The organism is Sphingomonas sp. MMS24-J13, from assembly GCF_044905095.1.
Lineage (GTDB): Bacteria > Pseudomonadota > Alphaproteobacteria > Sphingomonadales > Sphingomonadaceae > Sphingomonas_I.
Genome location: NZ_CP173258.1, coordinates 1375980 through 1396746 on the forward strand (window position 1 = coordinate 1375980; position 20767 = coordinate 1396746).

21 protein-coding genes and 1 tRNA gene are annotated in these 20767 nt (G+C 62.4%); 17 read left to right on the forward strand and 5 right to left on the reverse strand.

Annotated features, from left to right (window positions below):
- Positions 1-75: 75 nt before the first annotated feature.
- Positions 76-1299 (reverse strand): NADP-dependent isocitrate dehydrogenase, encoded by a 1224-nt coding sequence (locus AB4Z44_RS06475; RefSeq protein ID WP_404713243.1) that lies wholly within the window; start codon positions 1297-1299, stop codon positions 76-78.
- 144 nt (positions 1300-1443) lie between these two features.
- Between AB4Z44_RS06475 and AB4Z44_RS06480 the strand changes: the two genes are divergently transcribed.
- From AB4Z44_RS06480 to fabZ, 13 genes are all read left to right on the forward strand, one after another.
- Positions 1444-2178, forward strand: a complete 735-nt coding sequence (locus AB4Z44_RS06480) for a phosphatidylserine decarboxylase (RefSeq protein WP_404713244.1) — start codon at positions 1444-1446, stop codon at positions 2176-2178.
- Positions 2178-2951 (forward strand): CDP-alcohol phosphatidyltransferase family protein, encoded by a 774-nt coding sequence (locus AB4Z44_RS06485; protein WP_404713245.1) that lies wholly within the window; start codon positions 2178-2180, stop codon positions 2949-2951. Before AB4Z44_RS06480 ends, AB4Z44_RS06485 begins: the two co-directional genes overlap by 1 nt.
- A gap of 531 nt (positions 2952-3482) precedes the next feature.
- The gene (gene rpsB, locus AB4Z44_RS06490) at positions 3483-4235 is read left to right on the forward strand and encodes a 30S ribosomal protein S2 (RefSeq protein WP_404713246.1); all 753 of its coding nucleotides are present in this window, start codon (positions 3483-3485) and stop codon (positions 4233-4235) included.
- Positions 4236-4370: 135 nt separating this feature from the next.
- Complete coding sequence (gene tsf, locus AB4Z44_RS06495) at positions 4371-5309, forward strand: translation elongation factor Ts (protein ID WP_404713247.1); 939 nt, start codon at positions 4371-4373, stop codon at positions 5307-5309.
- 124 nt (positions 5310-5433) lie between these two features.
- Positions 5434-6159 carry a UMP kinase gene (pyrH, locus tag AB4Z44_RS06500; protein WP_404713248.1) on the forward strand — a complete coding sequence of 242 codons (726 nt, stop codon included), beginning with the start codon at positions 5434-5436 and terminating at the stop codon, positions 6157-6159.
- Between the two features lie 3 nt (positions 6160-6162).
- Complete coding sequence (frr, locus tag AB4Z44_RS06505; protein ID WP_404713249.1) at positions 6163-6723, forward strand: ribosome recycling factor; 561 nt, start codon at positions 6163-6165, stop codon at positions 6721-6723.
- Positions 6724-6785: 62 nt separating this feature from the next.
- Complete coding sequence (locus AB4Z44_RS06510) at positions 6786-7454, forward strand: isoprenyl transferase (protein ID WP_404714366.1); 669 nt, start codon at positions 6786-6788, stop codon at positions 7452-7454.
- Entirely contained in the window at positions 7441-8229 is a 789-nt protein-coding gene (locus tag AB4Z44_RS06515; protein ID WP_404713250.1) for a phosphatidate cytidylyltransferase, read from the forward strand. Before AB4Z44_RS06510 ends, AB4Z44_RS06515 begins: the two co-directional genes overlap by 14 nt.
- Positions 8230-8234: 5 nt before the next feature.
- On the forward strand, positions 8235-9395 hold the full coding sequence (locus AB4Z44_RS06520; RefSeq protein WP_404713251.1) for a 1-deoxy-D-xylulose-5-phosphate reductoisomerase: 1161 nt from the start codon (positions 8235-8237) through the stop codon (positions 9393-9395).
- Positions 9392-10525: an RIP metalloprotease RseP gene (gene rseP / locus AB4Z44_RS06525; RefSeq protein WP_404713252.1), complete on the forward strand. Its 1134-nt coding sequence runs from the start codon at positions 9392-9394 to the stop codon at positions 10523-10525. The genes AB4Z44_RS06520 and rseP overlap by 4 nt, the downstream gene beginning before the upstream one ends.
- 115 nt (positions 10526-10640) lie before the next feature.
- Entirely contained in the window at positions 10641-13325 is a 2685-nt protein-coding gene (bamA, locus tag AB4Z44_RS06530; protein ID WP_404714367.1) for an outer membrane protein assembly factor BamA, read from the forward strand.
- Positions 13322-13942 (forward strand): OmpH family outer membrane protein, encoded by a 621-nt coding sequence (locus AB4Z44_RS06535; protein ID WP_404713253.1) that lies wholly within the window; start codon positions 13322-13324, stop codon positions 13940-13942. Before bamA ends, AB4Z44_RS06535 begins: the two co-directional genes overlap by 4 nt.
- Positions 13943-14000: 58 nt before the next feature.
- Positions 14001-14423 carry a 3-hydroxyacyl-ACP dehydratase FabZ gene (gene fabZ / locus AB4Z44_RS06540; protein ID WP_404714368.1) on the forward strand — a complete coding sequence of 141 codons (423 nt, stop codon included), beginning with the start codon at positions 14001-14003 and terminating at the stop codon, positions 14421-14423.
- Here fabZ and AB4Z44_RS06545 read toward each other — a convergent pair.
- Positions 14415-15089: a molybdenum cofactor guanylyltransferase gene (locus AB4Z44_RS06545; RefSeq protein ID WP_404713254.1), complete on the reverse strand. Its 675-nt coding sequence runs from the start codon at positions 15087-15089 to the stop codon at positions 14415-14417. The genes fabZ and AB4Z44_RS06545 overlap by 9 nt on opposite strands.
- On the opposite strand from AB4Z44_RS06545, the gene rpmE reads away from it, so the two are divergent.
- From rpmE to AB4Z44_RS06560, 3 genes are all read left to right on the forward strand, one after another.
- Positions 15072-15302: a 50S ribosomal protein L31 gene (gene rpmE / locus AB4Z44_RS06550; RefSeq protein ID WP_404713255.1), complete on the forward strand. Its 231-nt coding sequence runs from the start codon at positions 15072-15074 to the stop codon at positions 15300-15302. The two genes, AB4Z44_RS06545 and rpmE, sit on opposite strands and share 18 nt — an antisense overlap.
- Before the next feature lie 69 nt (positions 15303-15371).
- Positions 15372-15761 carry a teicoplanin resistance protein VanZ gene (locus tag AB4Z44_RS06555; protein ID WP_404713256.1) on the forward strand — a complete coding sequence of 130 codons (390 nt, stop codon included), beginning with the start codon at positions 15372-15374 and terminating at the stop codon, positions 15759-15761.
- A 270-nt stretch (positions 15762-16031) separates the two neighbouring features.
- Positions 16032-16229, forward strand: a complete 198-nt coding sequence (locus AB4Z44_RS06560; protein ID WP_404713257.1) for a hypothetical protein — start codon at positions 16032-16034, stop codon at positions 16227-16229.
- Positions 16230-16332: 103 nt separating this feature from the next.
- Here the strand turns inward: AB4Z44_RS06560 and AB4Z44_RS06565 are convergent.
- The 3 genes from AB4Z44_RS06565 to AB4Z44_RS06575 form a co-directional block, all read right to left on the reverse strand.
- Positions 16333-17563, reverse strand: a protein-coding gene (locus AB4Z44_RS06565) for an IS3 family transposase (RefSeq protein ID WP_404714235.1) whose coding sequence is annotated in 2 segments (ribosomal slippage) — positions 16333-17229 and positions 17231-17563 — 1230 coding nt in all. Because the reading frame shifts where the segments join, the coding sequence is not laid out codon by codon here.
- 66 nt (positions 17564-17629) lie between these two features.
- The gene (locus AB4Z44_RS06570) at positions 17630-19003 is read right to left on the reverse strand and encodes a DUF4435 domain-containing protein (protein ID WP_404713258.1); all 1374 of its coding nucleotides are present in this window, start codon (positions 19001-19003) and stop codon (positions 17630-17632) included.
- A gap of 241 nt (positions 19004-19244) precedes the next feature.
- Positions 19245-19334: transfer RNA gene (locus AB4Z44_RS06575), tRNA-Ser, on the reverse strand.
- 267 nt (positions 19335-19601) lie between these two features.
- Here AB4Z44_RS06575 and AB4Z44_RS06580 point away from each other — a divergent pair.
- Positions 19602-20723: a lytic transglycosylase domain-containing protein gene (locus AB4Z44_RS06580; RefSeq protein ID WP_404713259.1), complete on the forward strand. Its 1122-nt coding sequence runs from the start codon at positions 19602-19604 to the stop codon at positions 20721-20723.
- Positions 20724-20767 lie beyond the last annotated feature (44 nt).

The window sequence follows — 20767 nt, forward strand, 5'->3', positions numbered from 1 at the left end:
GCCTTTCCTGGCCGGCTTAATCGGAACAGGTCAGGCGCCCGCCGGCGGGACGCCTGACAAAAGCAATCGCCGGGTTCAGCCCCAGGTCGCCATCTCGGTCTCGAGATTGACGCGGACCTGCTCGAAAAACTGCTCGGTCGTCATCCATGCCTGATCGGGGCCGATCAGGATGGCGAGATCCTTGGTCATGTGACCATCCTCGACCGTCTTGATGCAGATCCGCTCGAGCGTCTCGGCGAAGCGCACGACATCCGGCGTGTCGTCGAACTTGCCGCGGAACTTGAGGCCGCCGGTCCAGGCGAAGATCGACGCGATCGGGTTGGTCGAGGTCGCCTTGCCCTGCTGGTGCTGGCGATAGTGGCGAGTGACCGTGCCATGCGCCGCTTCCGCCTCGATCGTCTTGCCATCGGGGCTCATCAGGACCGAGGTCATCAGGCCGAGCGAACCGAAGCCCTGCGCTACCTGGTCCGACTGGACGTCGCCGTCATAATTCTTGCAAGCCCAGACGAACTTGCCGCTCCACTTGAGCGCGCTCGCGACCATGTCGTCGATCAGGCGATGCTGATATTCGATCCCGGCGTCGGCGAACTTCTCCTTGAAGCCCTCGGTGTCGAACACCTCCTGGAACAGGTCCATGAAGCGGCCGTCATATTGCTTGAGGATGGTGTTCTTGGTCGAAAGATAAAGCGGCCATTTGCGCTCGAGCGCATAGTTCATGCTGGCGCGCGCGAAATCCCGGATCGAATTGTCCAGATTGTACATCGCCAAAGCAACGCCGGGCGCCTTGTAATGATAGACTTCGCGGTCGATCACTTCGCCATTGTCGCCTTCCCACACCAGGCGCAGCTTGCCGGGGCCGGGTACCTTGTAATCGGTGGCGCGATACTGATCGCCGAAGGCGTGACGGCCGACCACGATCGGATCGGTCCAGCCCGGAATCAGGCGCGGGACGTTCTTGATGACGATCGGCTCGCGGAAGATCGTGCCGCCCAGGATGTTGCGGATCGTGCCGTTGGGCGACTTCCACATCTCCTTGAGCTTGAACTCCTCGACGCGGCCCTTGTCGGGGGTGATCGTGGCGCACTTCACGCCGACGCCGTACTGCTTGATCGCGTTGGCGCTATCGATCGTGATCTGGTCGTCGGTCTCGTCGCGCTTCTCGACCGAGAGATCGTAGTAGACGAGGTCGATGTCGAGATAGGGAAGGATCAGGCGTTCGCGGATCCATTGCCAGATGATCCGCGTCATCTCGTCGCCATCGATTTCGACGACGGGGGTTTTCACCTTGATCTTTGCCATGCGTGGCCTCTCGAAGCAGGAGGGATTTGAGCGCGCGATAGGGCAGGGGCTCCGGTCGATCAACCGGCCCCGTCAGTCTCTTCGATCGGCGAAGCGCTCGGCATAGATTGTCAGCATGCCCTCCGATCCGTAGAACAGCGCGCTATGACATCGCTCGAAACCGCTGAGCACGGCACCCCCAGCGCCAAATGGCGCTGGCCCTCCATCCATCCCGAAGGCCGCAAGTTCGCCGTCATCGCCGGCGCGATCGCGCTCGGCTGCTGGCTGCTGATCGGGCATTGGCTCGGCTGGCTCATGCTGGGCGTGACCATCTGGGTCTGCGCCTTCTTTCGCGATCCGATCCGATCGGTGCCGCAAGGCAGGGATCTGATCATCTCGCCCGCCGACGGGCTGGTGACGATGATCCAGCAGGTGATGCCGCCGCGCGAGCTGGTGGGCGAGGGTGCGCTCGGGCCGGATCCGCTGATCCGCGTCTCGATCTTCATGAGCGTGTTCGACGTTCACATCAATCGCGCACCGATCGCGGGCACGATCGCCCGCGTCGCCTACATTGCCGGCAAGTTCGTCAACGCCAGCCTCGACAAGGCAAGCGAGGAGAATGAGCGTCAGCATATCCTGGTAACCGCGCCCGACGGCACGATGGTGGGTTTCACCCAGATCGCCGGCCTGGTCGCGCGGCGAATCATGCCCTTCATCAAGACCGGCGACATGGTCGCCGCGGGGCAGCGGGTCGGCCTGATCCGCTTCGGCAGCCGCGTCGATGTCTACCTGCCGGCCGGCGCCGCGCCCAAAGTGGCGCTCGGCCAGCGTGCCATTGCTGGTGAAACAGTGCTGGCCCGGCTCGGTGACAATGCCAGCGTTTCGGGCCTGCCACTCTGATGATTCCTGCCCCGAGGCGGCGCGGCATTCCCTTGCGTGGCATCGTCCCCAATGCGGTGACGACGCTTGCTTTGTGTTTCGGCCTGACCGGCGTGCGCTTCGCCATCGGCGGAGAATGGGAGAAAGCGGTCGCCTGCATCTTCGTGGCGGGGGTGCTCGATGGGATGGACGGGCGGATCGCGCGTCTGCTGCGCGCCGAAAGCCGTTTTGGTGCCGAACTCGATTCGCTCTCGGACGTCATCGCGTTCGGCGTGTCGCCGGCGGTCGTGCTGTTCCTGTGGTCGCTATCCTATGTGCCGCGCTATGGCTGGGTGATCGCTTTGTCCCACGCCGCCTGCTGCGCGCTTCGGCTCGCGCGCTACAATGCCATGATCGACGCCGATGACCAACCGCTCAAGAAAGCCGGCTTCTTCACCGGAGTGCCTGCGCCTGCGGGAGCGGCGATGGCATTGTTCCCTTTGCTCCTGTGGCTGGCGACCGGCCTCGAGATATTCCGCGCCACTTATGTCGTAGCGCCATGGACGATCCTCGTGGCGTTCCTGATGATTTCCGGCCTCGCCACCTATGGCTGGACATCGTTCCGGTTGCGCCGCGAATTCCGTTTGCCCGCCTTGCTGCTGGTCTGCCTCGTCGGCGCGGCGCTGGTCAACGATCCCTGGACGACGCTGGCCGTCATCGTTGCCCTGTACGTCATCTCCATTCCGTTCGGAATGCGCAGCTATGCCAAGGTCAAGCGGCAACGCGCAGCGGCGACGCTTCCGCCGGCATCCTGACGATCCGCGCCCGGCGGGCGGGCGTGATCTGACGGGTGCGTGGGGGAAGCTGTGGCGTAGCGGACGATGCCCGGAACCCAAGCGCGTGCGTGAACGCATCCCAGTCGTCGGCAAGACTGAACCCGATCACGAGCAGTGCCGAAGCACCCAGCAAAAGCGATATTAATGTCGCAACTATCTGAACCATCGAGCAAACTCCGCTTGGTTCCGGTGTCCAACAGGGACCGAACCGTAACCGGCTAACGGTACGCCGGTTCCATATGTTCATGGTTTGTTCCAATGTCAAGCCGATGATTTCGGGAGCGGTGCGCCCGGAGGGACGATTGTGGCGGCCAGGCGAGGAACGGCTTACACCATGCGAGGGGCGTGGCAGGTTACGTGGCCGCGCCGTGGGTTGCGTTTTTCCCGGATCACCACTAAGTGCGCCGCCATTCCACATGTGGAGCGACCATACCGGTGCCGCGCTTCGGGCTTCGAGCCCTTTGTAAGGTTCCTGCTCTGCAGAGGTTCAACCGGGACAGGAGAATTATCATGGCGGTTCCTACCGTCTCCATGCAGGCGTTGCTCGACGCCGGCGCGCACTTCGGACACCAGACCCACCGCTGGAACCCGAAGATGAAGCCTTACATCTTCGGCGATCGCAACGGCGTCCACATCATCGATCTTTCGCAGACCGTGCCGCTGATGGCGCGCGCGCTCGATTTCATCGGCTCGACCGTTGCCGCCGGCGGCAAGGTGCTGTTCGTCGGCACCAAGCGTCAGGCGCAGGAGCCGATCGCCGAGGCCGCCCGCGCTTCGGGCCAGCATTTCGTCAACCATCGCTGGCTGGGCGGCATGCTCACCAACTGGAAGACCATTTCGGGTTCGATCAAGCGCTTCAAGGCGCTCGAGGAGCAGCTGGCTGGCGATACGCATGGCCTGACCAAGAAGGAAGTCCTTCAGCTCACCCGTGAGCGCGACAAGCTCGAACTCAGCCTCGGCGGCATCAAGGACATGGGCGGCATCCCCGACGTCATGTTCGTGATTGACGCCAACAAGGAAGAGCTGGCGATCAAGGAAGCCAACACGCTTGGTATCCCGGTCGTCGCGATTCTCGATTCGAACGTCAGCCCGGATGGCATCGCCTTCCCGGTTCCGGCGAACGACGACGCCAGCCGCGCGATCCGCCTCTATTGCGATGCGGTTGCCGCTGCTGCCACCCGTGGCAACAATGACGGCCGCCGCATGTCGGGCGAGGATTTCGGCGCCGCCGAGACCCCGCCGGTCGAAGAAGCGCTGGCGTAAGCCGCAACGGCCGTTCGTCCTGCGCGAAATCGTGGGACGAACGCGCTGTCATCATCGTGTCTCGACTTCGCTCGACACGAACGGCGTGGGAGGGGTGCGCTTCTCCCCGCCGAGAGCATTTGAAAGGATAGCAATATGGCGGATATTACCGCTGCGGCCGTGAAGGACCTGCGCGAGCGCTCGGGCGCCGGCATGATGGATTGCAAGAAGGCGCTGACCGAGAACGGCGGCGACATGGAAGCCGCCGTCGATTGGCTCCGCGCCAAGGGCTTGGCCACGGCTGCCAAGAAGTCCGGCCGCGTTGCGGCCGAGGGGCTCGTCGGCGTCGCCGTCGAAGGCAAGACGGGTGCGGCTGTCGAGGTCAATTCGGAAACCGATTTCGTCGCCAAGAACGATCAGTTCCAGGACTTCGTTCGCACCGTTTCGCAGCTTGCGCTGAAGACCGGCGGCGATGTGGCTGCGCTCGCCGCAGCTGCCTATCCGGGCGGCGGCACCGTCCAGGAGAAGCTGACCGCGAACGTCGCGACGATCGGCGAGAACCAGCAGTTGCGCCGCACGCGCGTCGTGTCGGTGAACGAGGGCGCGGTCGTGCCTTACGTCCACAACGCCGCCGGTGCCGGCATCGGCAAGATCGGCGTGCTCGTGGCGCTCGAGGGTTCGGCCCCGGTCGATAAGATCACCGCGCTCGGCAAGCAGCTTGCGATGCACATCGCCGCCGCGAGCCCGCTCGCGCTCAACGAAGAGGGCCTCGACGAGGCGCTCATCGATCGTGAGCGCGCGATCGCGATGGAAAAGGCCGCCACTTCGGGCAAGCCGCAGAACATCATCGAGAAGATGGTCGAGGGCGCGATCGCCAAGTTCCGCAAGGAGAATGCGCTCCACTCGCAGATCTTCGTGATGGACAACAAGACCAAGATTGCCGACGTCATCGCCGCCGAGGCGAAGGCTGCGGGCGGATCGATCGCGCTCGTCGATTATGTCCGTTTCCAGCTTGGCGAAGGCATCGAGAAGCAGACCAGCGACTTCGCGGCTGAAGTTGCGGCTGCCGCCGGGACTGCCAAGCCGGCCGCCTGAAGCGCGCAAACCTGCCCCGTCATCCCTGCTTTTGCGGGGATGACGGGCGTCGGGAAAGGGGTTCTCACAGCGCCAAGGGGCCACTAAGGTGTACCCGCCCCAACAGGATCGGATCATACAAGGCATGTCTCAGCCGCCCTTCAAACGCATCCTGCTCAAACTTTCGGGTGAGGTGCTGATGGGCGAGGGCGCATTGTCCATCGATCCTGCCACCACCGCCCGCGTAGCGCAGGAGATCGCCGATGCGCGGACCGCCGGTTTCGAACTGTGCGTCGTCGTCGGTGGCGGTAACATCTTCCGCGGCATCGCCGGCGCAGCACGGGGAATGGAACGTGCGACCGGCGACTATATGGGCATGCTCGCGACCGTGATGAACGCCTTGGCGGTTCAGAATGCGCTCGAGCAGATCGGGGTCGAAACCCGCGTCCAGTCCGCCATTCCGATGGCCACCGTCTGCGAACCGTTCATCCGCCGCCGCGCCGAACGGCATATCGAAAAGGGCCGCATCGTCATTTTTGCCGCCGGCGTCGGCTCGCCCTTCTTCACGACCGATACCGGTGCTGCGCTCCGTGCTGCGGAGATGAAGTGCGATGCTTTGTTCAAGGGAACCTCGGTCGACGGTGTCTATGATGCCGACCCCAAGAAGGTCTCTACCGCAAAGCGTTATGAAACAGTAAGTTTCAGCCGCGTCCTGTCCGATGATCTCAAGGTCATGGATGCCAGCGCCGTTGCACTTTGCCGCGACAACGATATTCCGATCGTCGTTTTCAACATTCGCGAGCGCGGCAACCTGGCCAAGGTGCTGGCGGGTGAAGGTGTCGCCACGATCGTCCAGAACGAAGGGGAGTGAGCCATGGCCGCTCAATATAACAAAGCCGACCTCGAACGCCGCATGGCTGGCGCGATCGATGCCCTGAAGCATGATCTCCAGGGGCTGCGCACAGGGCGTGCGTCGATCAGCCTGCTCGATACGGTCACGGTCGAGGTTTATGGCAGTCATATGCCGCTCAACCAGGCCGGCACCGTGACTACCCCCGAATTGCGGATGCTGGCGGTTCAGGTATGGGATAAGTCCAATGTCGGTCCGGTCGATAAAGCGATCCGCTCGGCCGGGCTCGGGCTCAATCCGATCGTCGACGGGCAGACGTTGCGTATTCCGATCCCCGATCTGACCGAGGAACGCCGCAAGGAACTGGCCAAGCTGGCCGGCCAATATGCCGAAAAGGCGCGCATTGCCGCGCGCAACGTGCGGCGCGACGGCATGGACGCGCTCAAGACCGACGAGAAGAAGGGCGCGATCAGCGAGGACGAGCGCAAGCGCCTCGAGACCGAGGTCCAGAAGCTGACCGACAGCACGATCGCAGATATCGATGCAGCCGCCACCGCCAAGGAAAAGGAAATCCTCGGCAAGTGAGTTCGGCGTTGCCTTCGGCCGCGATCGGCGGCGGCGCGCTTCCTCGCCATGTTGCAATCATCATGGATGGCAACGGGCGCTGGGCCAAGAAGCGCCTGCTGCCGCGCATTGCCGGGCATCGCGCCGGCGCCGAGGCCGTGCGTCGCACGATCCGCGCGGCGGGCGAGCTCGGTATCCAGGCGCTGACCCTCTATGCTTTCTCTTCGGAAAATTGGCGGCGCCCGGCGAGCGAGATCGCCGATCTCATGGGTCTGCTGCGGCTCTATCTGCGCAACGAGATGGCGGAACTCGAGCGCGAGGGCGCTCGCCTGCACTTCATCGGCAACTGGCGCGAATTCGATGCCGATATCGTTGCTCTGCTCGAAGAGGCGGCGGCACGCACCGCCAGCAATGGCCGCATCGATGTCGCGATCGCGCTCAATTATGGCGCGCAGGACGAACTCGTCCGTGCGGTGCGCCAGCTTGCCGGCGAAGCGCGTGACGGGCTGGTCGACCCCGCCGCGATCGACCCGGCGATGATCGAGGCGCGGCTCGACACGCATGCACTGCCTCCGCTCGATCTGATGATCCGCACCTCGGGCGAGGAACGGCTGTCCAACTTCCTGCTGTGGCAGGCGGCTTATGCCGAATTGTTGTTCGTCGACACGCTCTGGCCCGATTTCGATCGCGATGCACTGGCGGCTGCGGTGGCGGCGTTCGGCCGGCGCGAGCGTCGTTATGGCGGACGCTGAGCACGTGGCTGGCCAATCCGAACTGGCGACGCGGGTCATCGTCGGCCTGGCACTGGTCGTGGTCGCGGTCGGCGCGCTGTGGTTCGGTGGTTTTGCGCTTTGGGCGCTGGCTTCGGCGCTGGCGCTGATATCGATCCGCGAATGGGGCGGGCTGGTCGGTGCCGATCGCCTGCGCGTCACGGTCGCGCTGGCGATCGCCGCGGCCGTGATGATCTGCGCCGCGCCTGCTTATTGGGATACCGATCGCTCGACGGTGGCGTTGTTGCTGATCACATGCCTGCTGCTGACCCTGGTGCCGCAATGCGGGGGACTTGCGCTGGGGTTGGCCTATACCGGCACGGCATCGATCGCGCTGCTGTTCCTGCGCGAGCAGCCGCACGGCTTCGGCTTGGCCTTGTGGGCGCTCGGGCTCGTGTGGGCGACCGATATCGGAGCCTATTTTATCGGACGCTCGATCGGCGGCCCCAAGCTGGCGCCCACGATCAGCCCGAACAAGACCTGGGCGGGTTTGATCGGCGGTATGTTTGCGGCGATCGTGGCGGGCGGGGTCGTGGCTTATCTGGCGCAGTTCCCTGCAATCGCATTCGTCCTTGCCGCACCTTTGGCTGTCATCGCGCAAGGCGGCGACCTCTTGGAAAGCTGGATGAAACGGCGTGCGGGCGTTAAGGATTCGGGACGCCTGCTGCCGGGGCATGGCGGTGCCCTGGATCGGCTCGACGGCGCACTGCCGGTATTGATCATCGTCGCGGCGCTGATCGCCAATGGGAATTTCTAACGGCCATGCGCAGCATCACCATCCTTGGCGCGACCGGATCGATCGGCACCTCGACCCTTGATCTGATCGAACGCAATCCTGATGCCTATCGGGTCGAGGCGCTGACGGCCAATTGCGACTTCGCCAAGCTCGCGGCCGCCGCGATCCGCACCCACGCCAAGCTTGCGGTCGTGGCCGACGAGGCCTGCCTGGCCGATCTTCGCGCAGCGCTCGCCGGCACCGGCATCGAAGCCGCCGGTGGCGAGGAAGCGATCATCGAGGCGGCAGCGCGTCCGGTCGACTGGACGATGGGTGCGATCGTCGGCTGCGCCGGGCTCAAGCCGACGATGGCCGCGATCGAGGCGGGCGGCACGATAGTGCTCGCCAACAAGGAACCGCTGGTGGCGGCGGGCGATGTCATCCTTGCCGCGGCGAAGGCGAGCGGGGCGACGTTGCTGCCCGCCGATTCCGAACATAACGCCATCTTCCAGTGTTTCGATTTCGCGCGGCCCGAGCGCGTGCGGCGGATCATCCTGACTGCCAGCGGTGGGCCGTTCCGGGATCGCCCGATCGAGGCGATGCGCAACGTCACGCGCGAGCAAGCGGTGGCGCATCCCAATTGGTCGATGGGGGCGAAGATCTCGATCAATTCCGCAACGATGATGAACAAGGGGCTCGAACTTATCGAGGCAGCACGCCTGTTCCCGGTTCGCCACGACCAGATCGAGATCGTCGTCCATCGCCAGTCGATCATCCATTCGATGGTCGATTATGTCGATGGATCGATCCTCGCCCAATTGGGTCCGTCGGACATGCGCACTCCGATCGCGCATACGCTCGCCTGGCCCGATCGGATGGAAACGCCGATGCAGCCGCTCGATCTGGTCGCGATCGGCCGGCTCGATTTCGAGGCGCCCGATGCGGCGCGTTTCCCCGCACTGAGGCTCGCGAAAGAGGCGCTGGATGCGGGGGGCGCTTCTCCCGCGGTGCTCAACGCGGCCAATGAAATTGCGGTCGCGGCTTTTCTCGCCGGAAAAATCGGCTTTCTGGACATAGTGTTGACGGTCGAGCAAGCCCTCGATCGCTATAACGGCCCACCGGCGCCCTCGACGATCGACGAGGTCCTGATGGTAGATGATATGGCTCGCCAACTCGCCCGGGCGACCACGGAGCGCAAGGCGGCATGACGGCAATTCCCGGTTTCCTATTGGCGATAATCGGGTTCCTGGTCGTGATCGGTCCGCTCGTGTTCGTGCATGAGCTCGGCCACTATCTGGCCGGCAGGCTGTTCGGCGTGAAGGCCGAAAGCTTCTCGATCGGCATGGGCCGCGAAATCGCCGGCTGGACCGACAAGCGCGGCACGCGTTGGAAAGTCTCGGCGTTGCCGATCGGCGGCTATGTCAAATTTGCGGGCGATATGGGGCCGGCGAGCGAACCCGATCCCGCCTGGCTGCGCCTGCCGCCAGAAGAGAGAGCGCAGACGCTTCAGGGGCGACCGGTCTGGCAGCGTTTCCTCGTCGTTGCGGCAGGGCCAGTAACCAATTTCATCGTCGCGATCCTGATCTTCGCCGGCTTCTTCGCGGTCTTCGGCGTGCCGCAGACACCGACCCTGGTAAAGAGCGTCGCCGCGGGATCGGCCGCAGAGCGTGCCGGCATCCATGCGGGTGACCGCATCGTCAGCGTTGCCGGCCGATCGGTCGAGCGGTTCGAAGACCTGGCGGAAATGATCTTCCTGCGTCCAGGCCAGCGATTGGAGATCGGAATCGATCGCGGTGGCCATCGCATCGATCTCGTCGCCGTGCCGCAGACGGTGACCGAACAGGATGCATCGGGCAACAAAACCGAACGTGGTTTGCTCGGCGTTTTGCCGGGGCGCCCGGTGAGCGTCCACCAAGGGCCGATCGGCGTGTTGCAAGCCGCGGTCGGCGCGACCTGGGGCACGGTGCGGATGATGGTCGACGTGATCGGCCAGATTCTGGGCGGGCAGCGATCGGCCCGCGAGCTGGGTGGTCCTCTGAAGATCGCGCAATATTCAGGTCAGACGGTTTCGCTGGGCATATTGCCGATCATCCATTTCATGGCTCTCATTTCGATTAATCTGGGATTCATCAACCTGTTGCCAATTCCTCTCCTCGATGGCGGCCATTTATTCTTTTACCTCGTGGAGGGAATTCGTCGTCGGCCCATTCCTGCGCAGGCGCAGGAATGGGCGTTTCGTTCAGGTCTCGCACTGCTGCTTGGCTTCATGCTATTCGTGACGGTCAACGACTTGGCGTCTTTCGGCCTTTGGCGGAAGCTTGCCGGCTTGATTGGCTGATCGCTATGGGGCAGGGGAGGTGGCCGGTCCAAGCCCCCGGCTCCAAACAATTGTGCAATTCTTGAGGCGGGGACGCGTGACGGATCTGTTTGAGTGTAGCGGGCAACGCGCCCGGATGCGGTTCGCCCCCGCTTTGATGATGGGAACGATGCTGGCTGGGATGCCGGCAGTCGCCTTCGCGCAGGCGACGCCTCCAGCTCAGGCAACGCCGGCGCCTGCCGCGCCACAACATGGAACGGGCATCATCAAATCGATCACCGTTACCGGCGCCCAACGCCTCGAAGCGGATACGGTTCGATCCTATATCAAGTTGAAGCCGGGCGACGCCTATACCCCTGAGTTGCTCGATCAGGCGATCAAGGATCTGTACGCGGCTGAGTTGTTTGCCGACGTATCGATTGCCGGTATCGATACCGGCAACCTCGTCCTCCAAGTGCGCGAAAATCCGGTGATCAACCGGATCGTGCTGGAAGGCAACAAGCGCATCAAGGAAGACAAGATCCGGCCCGAGATCAAGCTCGCGCCGCGCCAGATCTTCACCCGCTCCAAGGCGCGCGCCGACGTCGCACGCATCATCGAGCTCTATCGTCGCCAGGGCCGCTACGCCGCGACGGTCGAGCCCAAGATGGTCCAGCTCGACCAGAACCGCGTCGATATCGTGTTCGAGATTCACGAGGGCCCCAAAAGCCGCGTGCTGCGCATCAACATCATCGGCAACAAGCATTTCAAGGCCGGCCGCCTGAAGCAGGAGATGGCGACCAAGACGTCGGGCATCACCCACATCTTCTCGGGCGGCACCAGCTACGATCCCGATCGCCTGGCCTATGACCAGCAGAAATTGCGCCAGTTCTATCTGACCGAGGGCTATGCCGACTTCCACGTCGTCTCGGCCGTGGCCGAACTGACGCCGGACAAGCGCGACTTCATCATCACTTATGTGGTCGACGAAGGCGATCGCTACCATTTCGGCGACGTGAACGTCGAAAGCGAAATCCGCGACCTGAAGGCGGACGAGGTCAAGTATCTGATCCGCGCCAAGAAGGGCGATTGGTACAACGCCAAGCTGGTCGAGGATCAGGTCGACTCGTTGACCGAAACCGCCGGCCTGCTCGGTTACGCCTTCGCCGATGTACGTCCCAATTTCGATCGGGACAAAGACAAGAAGACGATGAGCGTGACGTTCCGCATCGCGAACGCGCCGCGCGTCTATGTCGAGCGGGTCGATATCAACGGTAATACGGTCACGCGTGACAAGGTGATCCGCCGCGAAATGCGCCTGGCCGAGGGCGATGCCTTCAACGGCTTCCGCGTCAAGCGTTCGCGCGATCGTATCCAGAGCCTCGGCTATTTCCAGGACAAGCTCGAGATCGACCAGAAGCAGGGCACCAACCCCGATCAGGTGATCCTGTCGGCCAATGTCGAGGAGAAGCCAACCGGCCAGCTTCAGGTTTCGGCCGGCTATTCGAGCCTCGAGAAATTCCTCGTCAGCCTGTCGATCAGCCAGTCCAACTTCATGGGCAAGGGCCAGGAGGTCCGCGCCAGCGTCGACTGGTCGGTCTATTCGAAATCGGCGAGCGTCGGCTTCACCGAACCTTATCTGTTCGACCACAACATCGCGGTCGGCGGCGACATCTTCCGGCGTGATTACAACTCGTTCAACTATGTTGGTGACAGCCGCAACACGACCTACGACCAGACCACGACCGGTTTCCAGATCCGCGCCGGCGTGCCTTTGACCGAATTCTGGAGCCTGGCGTTGCGCTACGGTCTCAGCCAGGACAATGTGTCGCTCAACAAGAACAGCTTCTATTCGGCCTATTTACCGAATGGCTCGATCGATCCTACCGGCACACTGCGTTGCGACCCGTTGCTGGCGGGCCGTTATCTGTGCGACGCGATCGGCAATCGGACGACGTCGTCGGTCGGCTACAGCTTGGTGTACGATAACCTGAACGATCGTATCCGCCCGACCCGCGGTCAGCGCTTGGTATTCAGCCAGGATTTTGCTGGGCTGGGCGGCAGCGTCAAATATCTGCGCACGAAGGGTGAGGGGCACAAATATTGGGGATTGCCCAAAGGGTTTGTCCTATCCGCCAATATCGAAGGCGGTTATATCAAGAGTCTTGAGAATGATCGAGGCGCCGGCGTCGACAAGGTGCGCCTGACCGATCGCTTCTTCCAAGGTGAGCCCGATTTCGCCGGTTTCGATATCCGCGGCGTTGGCCCGCGTGTGCTACGCCGCCCCTATCTGTATAACAGCGACGGCTCCGTTCAGACCGACGCCAACGGCAATCCGGTCGTCGATCCCAATCGCAAGAATGCGAGCGACGATGCGCTTGGCGGTCGCGCTTATTATTTCGGCAAGCTTGAACTGCAGATTCCGCTTGGCAACGGCGCGCGCGAACTGGGTATTCGGCCGTCAATATTTGCTGATGTCGGATCGGTCTTCGGGGTCAAGGCGCCTATCACGCAGACTGTTCCCCCGGCCGGCCAGTTCCGCGAAGTTTTGAATTCTAGCGGGCAGCGGCTTTGTCTCGACTCGACCGGGAATGTCGCACAGACTATCACCGATTTGTCGATAAAATGCCCCACTGGTCTGACGACGAACGGCACCACGATCCCCGGTTTCACAGAAGAATTCCTGGGCAATACCTGGAGGCCACGCGTTACCGTCGGCATCGGCATCAACTGGCAATCGCCGTTCGGTCCGTTCCGGATCGACATCGCGAAGGCTCTTGTGAAATATCCTGGCGACGATCCAAAACTCTTCACTTTCAACGTAGGAACATCATTCCAATGAGGACTATCCTGAAGCTCATGACGGCCGCGGCCATCGCGGCACCGATGGCCATCGCCGCACCGGCCTCGGCACAGGTGGCTGTTGCCGATCTCAACGGCGCGGTCGAGCAGTCGGCCGCGATGCAGGCCGCTGCTACCCAGATCCGGACGACCTACAAGACGCAGATGGATGCGTTCAACGCGCGCCAGCAGGCGCTGCAGGCGCAGCTCGCTCCGCTCGCGCAGGAACTGCAGACCCTGCAGGCCAATTCTGCGACCCCGCAGGCGACCCTGCAGACCAAGGCACTGGCATTCCAGCAGCGCCGCGATGCCGCGCAGAAGGAACTGGCCGGTCTTTCGACCCCGTTCCAGCGCCCGTTCGCTTATGCGCAGGAGCAGGTTGCCGACAAGCTCGACGCCGCGGTCAAGGCGGCGATGGCGGCCAAGAACGTCACCATCCTGATCAAGCCTGACGCCGTGATGGCTGCGTCGCCGGCGGGTGACCTCACCCCGGACATCGTCGCGCAACTCAACAACACGGTGAAGACGGTCTCGACGACGCCGCCGGCCGGCTGGCAGCCCGGTCAGCAGCAGGCCGCGCCGGCTCGCCCGACGCCGACCGGCAACCAGGGTCGCTAACGCCTTGAACGACGGGGAAAGCCCGGCCGCGCTCGGCCCGTTCGACATACGCTGCATCATGGCGGCGCTGCCGCATCGTTATCCGATGTTGCTGGTCGACCGGGTCGAATCGCTGGTGATCGATCAGTCGATCACCGCGATCAAGGCGGTGACGATCAACGAGGGCTTCTTCCAGGGGCATTTTCCGGGGCGCCCGATCATGCCGGGCGTCCTGATCGTCGAGGCGCTGGCGCAGGCCGCCGGCGTGCTCGCGGTCGAAAGCCTCGGTCTCGCCGGATCGGGCAAGCTGGTCTACTTCATGGCGATCGACGAGGCGAAGTTCCGCAGCCCGGTCGAGCCGGGCGTGCTGCTGACGCTGCAGGTCGACTTCGTCCAGAAGCGTTCAAGCGTGTGCAAGTTCGCGGGCAAGGCGTTCGTCGGCGACAAGCTGGCGGCGCAGGCGAACTTCACGGCGATGATCGCCGATCCACCGTCAAGCTGACGATCCTCTGGCGGCCAGATACGCCGCCAGTTCTTCCGGCGTATTGATATTCGCGAGCGGCCGATCGTGGGCGATGGGTCGCGCGCCTGCGCGTGCGATCCAGCTACGCATGGCGCGGTCGCCATCCCGCTCAAGATAGTCCCTCAAATCCGCTGCCAGAGCGGCGGGCCACAGCCCGAGCAACGGCTGTCCTGCAATTACGGACGGCCCGGGGGCTAGACGTTGGGCAAGATCCGACGGTAAATCAGGAAGATCGCACCCGCTGCTGAGGACGTCCGTGAACCCGTTCCGGTGCGCGAAGGCGAGGGCGCCGGCGAGTGCGCCGAGTGGCCCCAGACCGGGAGCGGGCAGATCGACGATCTTTTCCAGCCCGGGCCAGTCGCGTCCGACCACGACCAGTCGATCGACCTGGGGCCGAAGCTGGCGGGCAACGCGATCGATCAGCGCGACGCCGTCGATCTCGACAGCCGCTTTGTCGCTGCCGAACCGGCGCGCCTGGCCGCCGGCAAAGATGGCGCCTAGCCGCATGATGTATCCCTTGCCCAAAAGCGGCTGTATTGCTTGCTTGTTTGGCGATCCGCCGCTATGCGCGCCGCTCCGCTTCCCAGGCTGGTCGGAAACCAGCCGTTTATCCGGAAACCATAGATCATGAAGAAGAATATCCACCCCGATTATCACAGCATCAAGGTCCAGATGACCGACGGTACCGTGTTCGAGACCCGCTCCACCTGGGGCAAGGAAGGCGACACGATCCAGCTCGACATCGATCCGACGGTGCATCCGGCCTGGACCGGCGGCCGCAACCAGTTGCTCGACACGGGTGGCCAGGTCGCGCGCTTCAACAAGCGCTTCGGTGGCCTTTCGCTCGGCAAAAAGTAAATGGATAGCGGCGTCGGCACATGTCGACGCCGCCTTTACCTCGCGAGCGCGAGCGGGCATGCGCGCCTGATGTCGCTGCTTCGCCGTCTCTTCATCCTCGCTTTCTGGCTCTGCATCGCGATCGCTTATGTCGCCGCGATCGTCCCCGGCCGGGACGCGCCGACCGGCCTTGGCTGGGACAAGGCCAATCACATGCTGGCCTTCTTCACCGTCACATTCCTGTGCAGGCTGGCCTATCCGCGCCTGCCAGTGCCGCTGATCGCGCTTGCGATGGCAGCGTTCGGCGCCGCGATCGAGCTTACTCAAGCCTTGCCCTTCATCCATCGCGACGCCGAATGGGATGACTGGTTTGCGGATTGTGCGGCCGCTTTGGCCGGATTGCTGATCGTCTGGCCCGTGGCGTCGTGGGTCGACCGGCGCCGCGTCCAATTGGGGCTGCGCGCCCCTCGCCAAAAATAATCGCAAGTTCAGCGACTCGTTTCCATGCCGGGTTTGGCCGTAGTTCAGCGACTCGTTTCCATGCCGGGTTTGGCCGTTGGCCACCGGCTCAGCTGACATTTGCAGCGGTTCGGCGCTCGACTAATCCGGCTTAGGCGCGCGCTTAACTGTGTTATTTACGGGGCAGGTTGCCCCGGTCGCATTCAGTTCCAAAAAAATGCCATGAACAGGAGATGTCCAGTCGAGCAAGCTTTATTATTAACGACTGGGTCGATACCGGGGGATCGAACCATGACTGTCTATACTTTCAAACCAAACGGCACCAAGCATTCTGTAAATTGGCGTGACACGGCCACATGGACCACAGGTTTAATTCCAAACGGGGGTCACGTCAAAGCGGGCAAACTGGCAGCAGAGTTCCTGCTGATCCTCGACCATCTCCGGAAGTGGGAAGAAGACGGTATTTGGCAGCTGGCCCATGTGCGCTGATGCCGACGTCCGGTAACCGGGATAGTGGCATATGCAAGTGCAGCCACTCAGATTTAAGGATGCGCTGTAACAGCAGGCAAACTATCCCTGATGTTGTTGCCCCCTAAAGGCCTGACGGATTCTCGCGGTTGGAGATTGCGATAAATTCGCGGGGTGATCTGTAGCCGAGCGCGCGGTGCGGATGCACCTCATTATAGTGATCGAGCCAGATCGGGAGCTGGTCGATCACGGACTGCGCATCGGGCTTGGCGCTGACGCGTGCATAATCGCGCTTGAGGGTTCGGACGAAGGCTTCCGCCATGCCGTTGCTTTGCGGGCTCTCGACAGGCGTGGTGCGCGGGACGAGGCCGATGTCTCGCGCGAAACGCCGGGTGTCGTGTGCGGTGTAGCAGCTGCCGTTGTCAGTCAGCCATTCGATGGCGTGGGGCAGCCTGTTGATGCTTCCGAAGCGATGCTCGACAGTGGCGACCATGAGGTCGCGGACATCGCCGGCGGAAATTCCGCCCGTGGTCGCGACGAACCCCATGGCTTCCCGGTCGCAGCAATCGAGAGCGAAGGCGACGCGGACTTTTTCGCCATTGTCGCAAGCGATCTCAAGCCCATCGGAGCACCAACGGCTGTTGCGGGTATCGACCGCAACCCTGCCATCGTGCCGACGTTCCTCGCCACATCCGCTGTGTCGCTGCAGCAGCAGGCCATGGAGCTTCATGACTCGGTAGATCCGCTTGGCATTCGGCGGTTGTCGTCCATGCCGTTCGGCCTGGCGACGAAGCAGCGCATGAACGCGACGATAGCCGTAGGTCGGCAGATCGACGATCAGCGCACGAATATCGGCGACGAGATCACCGTCGGGAAGCGGCGGTCGCCCCCGGCGGCGTACTGGTCCGCGATGGCGCATGGTGGAGAGATGAGGTCGCGAGATACGGACCGCCTCCGCCACCGCGCTCACTGGCCACCCTTCGGCAACGAGGTCGAGCGCAACAGAAGTTTTTTGGGCCTGCGGCCTGGGAGACGGCTTCCCGGAGGATCTCGTTCTCCATGGTTTTCTTGCCGAGCAGACGCTGAAGCTCGGCCACCTGCGCCTCCAGCGCGCGATAGTCGGAGGCTGGCACGACTTCCTCGCCGGCGGTCGCGGCTGTCAGCGCTCCCTGGCTCATCAGGCGTCGCCAGGTGAATAGCTGATTGGCGCCGACACCATGCTGGCGGGCCACGAGCGAGACGCTCATCCCCGGCAGATAGGTCTCCTCGACCATTCGAATCTTCTCTTCCGGTGTCCAGCGCCTCCGGCGCTGGACACCGGACAGAACCTCCACGCGCTCGTAGCGCCTAGGCATATCGTCGGTCATACGGCTCACTCTTATCTAAGAGCGAGGACCTGTCAGGCGATTTCGGGGGCTACCTCACCTGAGCACCACATGTAGCGTTGAATCTTTATCCGAGCGCAAGGTCCGCCCCACTAATTCCTCTAGGGCTCGTTGCTGATAGCCAAGCTGCTTCGCAACCTCGCTGAGAAGGACTTTGTTATCGTAAGCTAGTAGAACCTTCTCAAATTCCTGATTATCCAGCGCGGTGGTTAGTGCGTCCTTCGCGCCTGCAAAAATGGCGGCGGGGTCTATAGTGGCCGACGCCTGACGAAAATCAGCGTCAAGGGCTGCGATGTCGGATCCAGAAAGGCCGATCTTCTTCATCTGCGCGTCGACCCGACGCTTAGTATAGCGGAGGCAAATCTCATTGATTTGCCGAGACGCTTGCTCAAAAACTATATCTTTAAGCGCCGCTAAGCGCGATCGCGCTTCGTCCGGCGTGAAGCTGAGAGACTCTGCAAGAGCCAGGAATACGCCCGGAAGGAGCAATACATTTTCAACCTCAGACACGGGAAGTCTGTAAACGCCCTTTGACGCGAGGTGCGTAGCCTCCGCATCGGTTCTACCATCTGCATCCACGAGCCCGGCGCACCCAACGCGATGGAGCTCTGGTCTGGCCGCGAACGCCGAGACCGTGTGGATCACCTGTTCACAGGAGCCGACTGGAACAACGGTAAAGTCGTCATACACCCGACGGTAGAGCGCGGAATCTAAGCTACCGCCATCTCCCTCTACAAAGAGAACGGGTCGGCGACTACCTACTATAGTTGCAACGATGTCGTCTGGAAGTTCGCTCCTCTCTGGAACTCGCTCAATGTCCCAAGCGTCGTGCGGCACCCGCCGAAACGCGCGCAAAGCATATTTAGTCGCTGCATGGCGGGAGCTAGCAAATTCAACGTCATGAGTGATGTAAAGGAAACAACAGTCTGGTCTGGCACTTTCTATCTCATCCCACAATTTTGCTAGGATAGACCGATTTATATGAAGCTCTGGCTCATCAAATATGAGGAGCGTGTCGGGCTTTGCTAGCAATGCTTGCGCAATTAGGTAGAGCGTGACTCTCTCCCCGTCGCTCATATCTGACGCGGAGTATTCATCGCCTGCTGGCGGCTTCGTTTTCAAATTGCCCCCGAGAACAATTAGCTCGCGGTGCGGCAACAGCTTTTCCCAAATCTCCTTCAGTCTGTCGACCTTCGCAGGGGCAGGGGTTACACACTCGTTTGGCTTGCTAATTGCGTCATGACGGTATTTTATAGATACATCGTTGTTTTCGGCATAAAGTGCTGCAAGCACGTGATCGAAATCAGAAAGCAGAGCGGTTTCTGGTTTGTTCTGATATCGACGACCATACTTGTGATTGAAGTCGCCGTGATCGTCGCCGTAAAAAAAGCCGATTTGTCGCGATCTCAAGGCTAGGAGGTACTACAGAGGGATTCAAGGTCAATGACCTATGGGCTGCTATACGATGCACTTCGACGCCGCTTACGGACAAATTGGCGTCGAGGTATACACCTAGCCTTGTCTTGCCAGCGCCGTTTGCGCCCACAAAGACGATGCTCGAACTCGCGCTTACCTCGATCCGTACAGGGCCGCCGAAGCTGGGAACCTCTATCTGTCCTGTAAGCGCCACCAATGCCCCCTTATAAGAAATTGGCGGAAGAGGTGGGATTCGAACCCACGGAACGGTTGCCCGCTCGCCGGTTTTCAAGACCGGTTCCTTAAACCACTCGGACACTCTTCCACGCCGTTTTGGGGCTAACAGCCTACGACAGGCTTATGGCTAAACCCACTCCCCAAATCAGACTCTTGCTAACCCATTGTAACCACACTCTAAATTCTCAACGCAGGTTGCAAGCTACAGTAGCTTTCAAGACCGCTGCCTTAAACCACTCGGCCACCTGTCCGTTGCATTGCCCTTATCGGCGGGTGGCCGGTGCGTGCAAGTGTGGCGGGGATACGGTCAAAAGGTTTTTGGATCGGCCAGCACTGTGGCAGGGAAGGGGTGACCATGCCGAACCGCTCCTTCCTCCCGCTCGCGCTGCTGATCGCGCTGACCCCGCCGGCTTTCGCGCAGGAGCAGGCTTCGCCCTCCGATCCCCAGGCGCCCGCCGGGGCTGCGCCCGAGGTGCCGAACGCCGACGCCTTGTTCACGGCCTTCGTCCAGAGCCTGCGCCCGCGCGCGCTGGCCGAGGGGATCAAGCCCGCGACGTTCGATCGCGAGACCGCGGGGCTCACTTTCAATCCGCGCGTGATCCGCGCCGACCGCGGCCAGCCGGGCGGGCCAGCCACCGCCGCACAGGGCCCGCTCGATTTCGCACCTTATCGCAGAAGCCATGTCGATCAGGCGCACATCGTGAAGGGGCGCCGCCTCTACAACTCGCTCGCCGATAATCTCGCCCGGTTCGAACGCGAGACCGGCGTGCCCGGCAAAGTGGCGTTGTCGATCTTCGGTGAGGAGACCGGCTACGGCAGCTTCACCGGCAGCTACGATCTGCTGCGCTCGTTCGCGACGCTCGCTTATGACGGGCGCCGGCGCGAATTGTTCACCGCTGAATTCATCGCGACGCTCAAGCTGATCGACAAGGGCTTCACCCGCGACGAGCTCAAGGGAAGTTGGGCGGGGGCGACCGGCTATCCGCAATTCCTGCCGAGCACCTATCTGCGCCTTGCGATCGATGGCGACGGTGACGGGAAGGCAGACATCTGGACCAGTACGGCCGACGCGCTCGCTTCGATCGCGGCTTACCTGCGCGAGGCGGGGTGGAAACCGGGCACGCCGTGGGGTGTGGCAGCGACCGTGCCGAACGATTTCAACCGCGACAGCGTCAAGAGCCCGCTCGTTTCGCCGCGCTGCCCGCGCGTCCACGCCCGGCTCAGCCGCTGGCTCACGATCGCCGAATGGAAAGCCAAGGGGATCATGGTTGCCGGCTTCCCCGGGCCGGCCGATGGCGAACTGGCCAGCCTGATCGAGCCCGACGGCCCCGGGCAGACCGCCTATCTGCTGACGAGCAACTACCGGGTGATCCTCGACTACAATTGCTCGAATTTCTATGCGCTTTCGATCGGCGTGCTGGCGGACGAGGTGGCGCGTCAAACACAGGCAATGCCTGCGGCAGATGCCGCCAACTGAGCGCAGTGGATAAGTTCAGCATGACGGCTCGGGACCGGCGCGGT

Coding starts and splice junctions, on each gene's coding strand:
- frr (WP_404713249.1), top strand. CDS start 6,163: ATGGCCGCTCAATATAACAAAGCCGACCTCGAACGCCGCATGGCTGGC.
- pyrH (WP_404713248.1), top strand. CDS start 5,434: ATGTCTCAGCCGCCCTTCAAACGCATCCTGCTCAAACTTTCGGGTGAG.
- AB4Z44_RS06535 (WP_404713253.1), top strand. CDS start 13,322: ATGAGGACTATCCTGAAGCTCATGACGGCCGCGGCCATCGCGGCACCG.
- AB4Z44_RS06555 (WP_404713256.1), top strand. CDS start 15,372: ATGTCGCTGCTTCGCCGTCTCTTCATCCTCGCTTTCTGGCTCTGCATC.
- AB4Z44_RS06480 (WP_404713244.1), top strand. CDS start 1,444: ATGACATCGCTCGAAACCGCTGAGCACGGCACCCCCAGCGCCAAATGG.
- bamA (WP_404714367.1), top strand. CDS start 10,641: ATGCGGTTCGCCCCCGCTTTGATGATGGGAACGATGCTGGCTGGGATG.
- AB4Z44_RS06510 (WP_404714366.1), top strand. CDS start 6,786: ATGGATGGCAACGGGCGCTGGGCCAAGAAGCGCCTGCTGCCGCGCATT.
- AB4Z44_RS06520 (WP_404713251.1), top strand. CDS start 8,235: ATGCGCAGCATCACCATCCTTGGCGCGACCGGATCGATCGGCACCTCG.
- rpmE (WP_404713255.1), top strand. CDS start 15,072: ATGAAGAAGAATATCCACCCCGATTATCACAGCATCAAGGTCCAGATG.
- AB4Z44_RS06560 (WP_404713257.1), top strand. CDS start 16,032: ATGACTGTCTATACTTTCAAACCAAACGGCACCAAGCATTCTGTAAAT.
- fabZ (WP_404714368.1), top strand. CDS start 14,001: ATGGCGGCGCTGCCGCATCGTTATCCGATGTTGCTGGTCGACCGGGTC.
- rseP (WP_404713252.1), top strand. CDS start 9,392: ATGACGGCAATTCCCGGTTTCCTATTGGCGATAATCGGGTTCCTGGTC.
- AB4Z44_RS06515 (WP_404713250.1), top strand. CDS start 7,441: ATGGCGGACGCTGAGCACGTGGCTGGCCAATCCGAACTGGCGACGCGG.
- tsf (WP_404713247.1), top strand. CDS start 4,371: ATGGCGGATATTACCGCTGCGGCCGTGAAGGACCTGCGCGAGCGCTCG.
- AB4Z44_RS06485 (WP_404713245.1), top strand. CDS start 2,178: ATGATTCCTGCCCCGAGGCGGCGCGGCATTCCCTTGCGTGGCATCGTC.
- rpsB (WP_404713246.1), top strand. CDS start 3,483: ATGGCGGTTCCTACCGTCTCCATGCAGGCGTTGCTCGACGCCGGCGCG.
- AB4Z44_RS06580 (WP_404713259.1), top strand. CDS start 19,602: ATGCCGAACCGCTCCTTCCTCCCGCTCGCGCTGCTGATCGCGCTGACC.
- AB4Z44_RS06475 (WP_404713243.1), bottom strand. CDS start 1,299: ATGGCAAAGATCAAGGTGAAAACCCCCGTCGTCGAAATCGATGGCGAC.